We start from the raw sequence: 6,549 nt of genomic DNA on the forward strand, positions 1-6,549 counted from the left end.
TGTACGATAACAGGAAACTTTTCACATACTAAACATATACTTTAAATAAACCGACAGTCGGTCCGTAGGAAGGAGTACATGAATGAGGATCGTAAAAGAATATGGGGAGCGTAGAAATGAAATTTTAGAAACTGCTGAACGTTTGTTTGTTACAAAAGGGTATACGAAAACTACAGTAAATGACATTTTAAGAGAGATTGGTATAGCAAAGGGGACGTTTTATCATTATTTTAAGTCGAAAGAAGAAGTAATGGATGAAATTATTATGAGGATTATTAAAGCGGATGTTGCTAAAGCGAAAGCAATTGTCTCTAACCCTAATATCCCAGTTTTGGATAAGTTATTTCGAGTTTTAATGGAACAATCACCAAAATCAGGAGATGTAAAAGATAAAATGATTGAACAATTTCATCAGCCAAATAATGCGGAAATGCATCAAAAAAGTATAGTACAATCAATTATTCATTTATCTCCTGTTTTAGCAGAGATTTTAGAACAAGGAATCGCTGAAGGCATATTTTCTACTCCATACCCACAAGAAACGATTGAATTATTACTCTCTTCAGCACAAGTCATATTTGATGAGGGTTTATTCCAGTGGAAGCCGGAAGAAATGATGAGGAGAGCTAAAGCTTATATCAAAATGATGGAAGCATCTGTTGGAGCGAAAGAGGGAGCCTTTGATTACATGGTGGAGGTTTTAATCAAACAGAAATAGTAATTTTCTGTTTGGATATTATCGACCGACAGTCGGTCTGAATCGAATGAAAGGTGTGATAAGGATGTCAGCTAGTATAAGGTCTTCGATGAAAGATTTTCACTTAATGGTGAGTGGACAAATTATTACTATTTTAGGTTCAACACTTTTACGTTTTGCCCTGTCATTATATGTGCTAGATATAACAGGGCGTGCTGATATATTCGCAGGATTATATGCGGTAACGAGTATTCCGTTTTTGCTAGCCCCTCTTGGCGGAGCGATAGCAGATCGTTTCAATCGCCGTAATTTAATGGTTATTTTTGATTTTATCAACGCTGCGATTGTATTAAGCTTTATAATTTTGTTATTTACTGGACCTGTATCTATTATATTAATTGGAACAATTATGTTTTTACTAGCAGTCGTTAGTGCAATGTATTCACCTGTTGTAATGGCGAGTATTCCGCAATTAGTTCCAGAGAATAAGTTAGAGCAAGCGAACGAACGGTATCGTAAATGGTGTGCAAGCATTATCGAATATAGTTGCTCCTGTATTAGGAGGAATACTGTACGGCATAATTGGTTTGAAAATGCTCGTAATAATAAGTTGTCTTGCTTTCTTTTTATCTGCGATTTTAGAAATGTTTATTAAAATACCTTTTATAAAAAGAGCGCGAGAAAGCCATATAATACCGACAATTGTAAAGGATATGAAAGAAGGATTTATATATGTTTTAAAACAACCATTTATTTTGAAATCTATGCTTTTAGCTGCATTACTAAATTTAATACTTACACCGCTATTTGTTGTTGGCGCTCCAATTATTATACGAGTAACAATGGAAAGTAGCGACACGTTATACGGAATTGGAATGGGATTGATCGATTTTGCTACTATTTTAGGTGCATTATCGATAGGTTTTTTTGCGAAAAAGCTACAGATGAAAACATTGTATTACTGGATGCTTTTAATAGCTTTATTAGTACTACCAATGGCACTATCAGTTACGCCAGTTATTCTTAATTTAGGATACTATCCACCATTTATCCTCTTTATACTTTCTTCTATTCTAATTGCAATGATCGTGACAATTGTATCCATCTATGTGATTACTGTAGTCCAAAAGAAAACACCAAATGAAAACCTAGGAAAAGTAATGGCAATTATAACAGCGGTATCTCAATGTATGGCACCAATTGGGCAAGTCATTTATGGTTTTATGTTTGAAGGATTCAGTATGAAAATTTATTTACCTATATTATTTATTAGTTTCATAATGATAATAATAGCGATAGTGACGAAGAAAATATTATGGAATGAAGGGAACTAGCTCCATATGATTAGGAGAATGTTAAAAAGAGATTTCTCTCAAAATAAAATGATAATTACCATTCTATTTATGTTTATCATGTTATCAAGTCTTTTAATCGCAAGTGCTTCAAGTAACGTTATAAATCTATTGAACTCAACGGATCAATTGTTTAAAGTATCAAACGCACCGCACTTCGTACAAATGCATGCCGGAGAAATAAACCAAAAGTCAATTGATTCATTTGTAGCGCAAACTCCTTTTGTAAAAAAACAACAAACAGCAGAGATGGTTCAAATAGGCGGATCTAACATTTTTATAAAGAAGAAAAATCAAGCGGAACATAATAGTGTAATGGACATTAGCTTTGTTAAGCAAAATACTATTTTTGACTTTTTATTAGATTTAAATAATGAATTGATCGATGTTAGGAAAGGAGAAATAGGTGTACCAATTTATTATATGCAAAAATATCATTTGCGTATTGGAGATAAAATTTGGGTTGTTAAAAATAATAATGAGCTAGAATTTACTATTTCGGCATTTGTTCGTGATGTTCAAATGAACCCATCACTTGTTAGTTCAAAACGATTTGTAATAAGCGATGAAGACTTCGAAAGAATAAAGGGGAATTTTGGAGAAAGTGAATATCTTATTGAATTCCAGCTAACAGATTTAAATAAAATAAATGAATTTGAAACTTTATACCAGTCATCAAACTTACCTCAAAAAGGTCCCTCTATTACGTATTCACTCTTTAAAACACTCAATTCATTAACAGATGGAATAATAGCTGCAGTACTTATCATAATAAGTGCATTATTAATGCTAATCGCGATTTTATGTATTAGATTTACGATTATTACTTCAATGGAAGAAGATTATCGGGAAATTGGTGTTATGAAAGCTATCGGCATTCAAAGTAAAGATATTCAAAAACTATATGTAACAAAATATGTTGTTATTTCCGCTATCGGATGTATATGTGGATATATCCTTTCGTTATTTGTTACAAAAATATTTACCTCTAACATCGCACTTTATATGGGGACAGCTAATAAAAGTATTTTATATTATGTTGTGCCATTGATAGTCACAACATTGTTATTTCTAGCCGTTATCCTTTTTTGCCGCATCATTTTGTGGAATTTTAGGAGAATTACAGCAATAGACGCTTTACGATCAAGAGATAAACTAGGAAAAAGAAAGATTAGAAGATTTTTTTCTCTCTATCAAACTAAAATTACAAATGTAAATATATTTATTGGTATACAAGATGTAGTGAAACGATTTAAGTTATATCGAGTATTAAGTATCGTTTTAATTATTGCAGTGTTCATGATTGTTGTACCAGTTAACTTTTTGTACACGATTCAGTCACCGCAATTTGTTAATTATATGGGAACAGGAAAGAGTGATATGCGAATAGATTTACAGCAATCTGAAAATATAGAAAAACGGTTTAATGACGTTATATCGTATATCGGAAACGATGAAGAGGTAGAAAAATATGCAGCATTTGTAACGAGTACATTTAAAATGGTGAAAGCTGATGGTACAAATGGAAATTTAAATGTAGAAGTGGGAGATTTCGCCCAATTTCCAATAGAATATGTTAAAGGTATGGCACCAAAAAATGAAAATGAGATCGCTCTCTCTTATATGAACGCAAATGAATTAAAAAAGAATATAGGGGATGAAATCGTTTTATTTGTAGAAGGAAAAGAGAAAATGCTAACTATTAGTGGTATATATCAAGATGTAACGAATGGAGGAAAAACAGCTAAAGCGAGTTTTTCTTACAATAAAGAAGATATATTATGGTACGTAGTAAATGTAGATATGAAACCCAAAGTGAATCTACAAGAAAAAGTGAAGGAGTATAAACAAAATTTAAATTCTGCAAAAATAACAGATACGGATAATTATTTATCTCAAACTTTAGGAGAGACAATCAAACAATTAAGACTGGTGACACAAGTGGCAATTTTGATTGCTATATTGATATCGGTTTTAATAACTGCGATGTTTTTTTAAAATGTTATTGGTAAAAGATTCTTCGCAAATATTAATTATGAAAAGTATCGGCTTTTCCTACAAAGATATTCGTATACAATATGTTACTCGTTCTATTGCTATAGTATTAGTAGGTATTTTAACAGGGGCATTTATAGCTGCTACGTTTGGAGAAACACTAATAAGCTGGTTAGGTTCATTTATGGGAGCAGCTCACATAAAGTTTGTTGTTAATCCAATCATTTCTTATGTAATATGTCCAGCTATTTTATTTATATCTGTGACCGTAGCAACACTTTTTAGTAGTTTTACAGTGAAACAAAAAAATGATTTAAAGCTAAATGGGGAGTAGGAGGTGTGTAATTTGAAAAAAATTTTAGAAGTAAAACAATTAAATAAAAAATACGCAATGGATGGAAATAAAACTTGCCATATGTTAAAAAATATAAATTTAGAGATTTATGAGGGAGAGTTTATATCGGTCATGGGACCTTCTGGTTCAGGGAAATCGACGTTACTATATAATATTAGCGGAATGGATCAAATGTCATCAGGAAGTGTGAAAGTTGATAGTAAAGAAATAACATGTATGAAAGAAGAAGTGTTAGCAAAATTACGACTCAGCGAAATGGGATTTATTTTTCAACAGAGCAATCTTCTTAGAAATTTGAATCTTTTTGATAATATAGTTTTGCCTGCGTATTTAGCAAAAGTTGAGAGCAGGAAAATAATAAATAAACGTGCACTTGAATTGATGAAGAAAACGGGAATTAGTCAAATTGCAACTAATAATATAACTGAAGCATCAGGAGGAGAATTGCAAAGGGTATCTATTTGTAGAGCACTCATAAATAAACCTAATATTATTTTTGCTGACGAACCAACGGGTGCTTTGAATTTAAAAGCGACAGAAGAAGTAATGGATATTTTAGCAAATATAAACCGTATGGGAACTACAATTTTGCTAGTTACTCATGACGTAAAGGTAGCAGCTAAAACAGAAAGAGTTCTTTTTATGGTGGACGGAGAAATTGTTAGCGAAATACAGATGGGTAAGTATAGAAACGATGATTTGAAGGTGCGAGAAGAGCAGTTGTTAAAATGGTTAACTGTACTTGGATTTTAAAGAGATAATATTTTTGACTCCTATTGAATATAGGAGTTTTTCTTTGTTTGAAAGTTTAAAAAGAGATATAATAATTTTCTGACTATTGATTATGGAGGGGTATAAATGAAAAGTGAAACGTTACACACTCAAGAAGATATATTAAAAATGCTTGATTCATTATTAAGACCCGCAGTACCATTTTGGAATGAATTTTACACGAATAGAGAAAAGGATGTTCCTTTTTTTGCAAATGTTCCAGATGAGAATTTAGTTTCATATATACAAACAGAATGGATTTCAAAAGAGAAAGTGTTAGAGCTTGGATGTGGTCCAGGAAGAAATGCAATTTATTTAGCGAAACAAGGGTTTGATGTAACAGCCGTAGATTTGTCTATAGAAGGAATTAATTGGGCCAAAGAGAGGGCGTTAGAAAACGGAATAGAAATACAATTTGTTTGTGAATCGATTTTTAATTTGGATTTTCAAGATGAATATGATTTTGTATATGATTCCGGTTGCTTGCATCACATTCCACCACATAGAAGAATGAATTATGTTGATCTAGTTAAAAACTCATTAAAATCGGGTGGTTATTTCGGATTAACATGTTTTGCAGCAGGTGATTTGAATGAGCGAAATGGATCGGAAATAACGGACTGGGATGTGTATAGAGGATGGAGTTTACAAGGTGGTCTTGCATATTCAGAAGAAAAGTTAAGAGAGATATTTAAAGAATTTGAAGTAATTGAAATTAGAAAAATGAAGCAAATTGAACAACCAAATAATATGTTTGGAGAATCATTTCTTTGGACAGCATTATTTAAGAAGAAATAAAACATAGATAATTGACAAACTCATCGTTTTTATAGACAATACACTTACGAGAATATACGTTCGGTTTTATTGTCCGATGTATGTTTTGCATAAATACATAACAAGGGGATGTCTCTAAATGGGTAACACAAATCAAAAAATCACTACGTTTTTAATGTTTGAGGGCAAAGCTGAGGAAGCGATGAATTTTTACACATCGCTATTTAATCAATCAGAAATTGTAAGTATCTCTCGTTATGATGAGAATGGACCAGGTAAAGAGGGAACTGTAATTCATGCAACTTTTACGCTAAATGGACAAGAGTTCATGTGTATTGATAGTTATGTAAAGCATGATTTTACATTCACCCCAGCTATGTCTCTTTATGTAACTTGTGATACGGAAGAGGAAATCGAAACCGTTTTTAATAAACTAGCACAAGATGGAAAAGTTCTTATGCCTTTAGGTTCATATCCGTTTAGTAAAAAGTTTGGCTGGTTAAATGATAAGTATGGTGTGTCTTGGCAGTTAACTCTTGCTGGAGATGAATAATTAAAATAATATGGTGATATTAATGTTATAAAAAATAAAAGGGATGATA

Annotated in this window: 4 protein-coding genes and 2 pseudogenes; all 6 read left to right on the forward strand. The window is 31.9% G+C overall.

Annotated features, from left to right (window positions below; translation table 11 throughout):
- The first annotated feature begins 82 nt into the window (after nt 1–82).
- Nucleotides 83–718 (forward strand): TetR/AcrR family transcriptional regulator, encoded by a 636-nt coding sequence (locus DN408_RS16805; protein WP_002032119.1) that lies wholly within the window; start codon nt 83–85, stop codon nt 716–718.
- Between the two features lie 64 nt (nt 719–782).
- Nucleotides 783–2,031: pseudogene (locus tag DN408_RS16810) on the forward strand (MFS transporter).
- Between the two features lie 6 nt (nt 2,032–2,037).
- A pseudogene (locus DN408_RS16815) lies at nt 2,038–4,378 on the forward strand (ABC transporter permease).
- Between the two features lie 12 nt (nt 4,379–4,390).
- Nucleotides 4,391–5,152, forward strand: a complete 762-nt coding sequence (locus tag DN408_RS16820; protein ID WP_002127420.1) for an ABC transporter ATP-binding protein — start codon at nt 4,391–4,393, stop codon at nt 5,150–5,152.
- Nucleotides 5,153–5,257: 105 nt separating this feature from the next.
- Entirely contained in the window at nt 5,258–5,968 is a 711-nt protein-coding gene (locus DN408_RS16825; RefSeq protein ID WP_002127421.1) for a class I SAM-dependent methyltransferase, read from the forward strand.
- A gap of 118 nt (nt 5,969–6,086) precedes the next feature.
- Nucleotides 6,087–6,500: a VOC family protein gene (locus tag DN408_RS16830; protein ID WP_002012925.1), complete on the forward strand. Its 414-nt coding sequence runs from the start codon at nt 6,087–6,089 to the stop codon at nt 6,498–6,500.
- Nucleotides 6,501–6,549 lie beyond the last annotated feature (49 nt).

The organism is Bacillus sp. AR13-1 (assembly GCF_008042285.1).
Lineage (GTDB): Bacteria > Bacillota > Bacilli > Bacillales > Bacillaceae_G > Bacillus_A > Bacillus_A mycoides.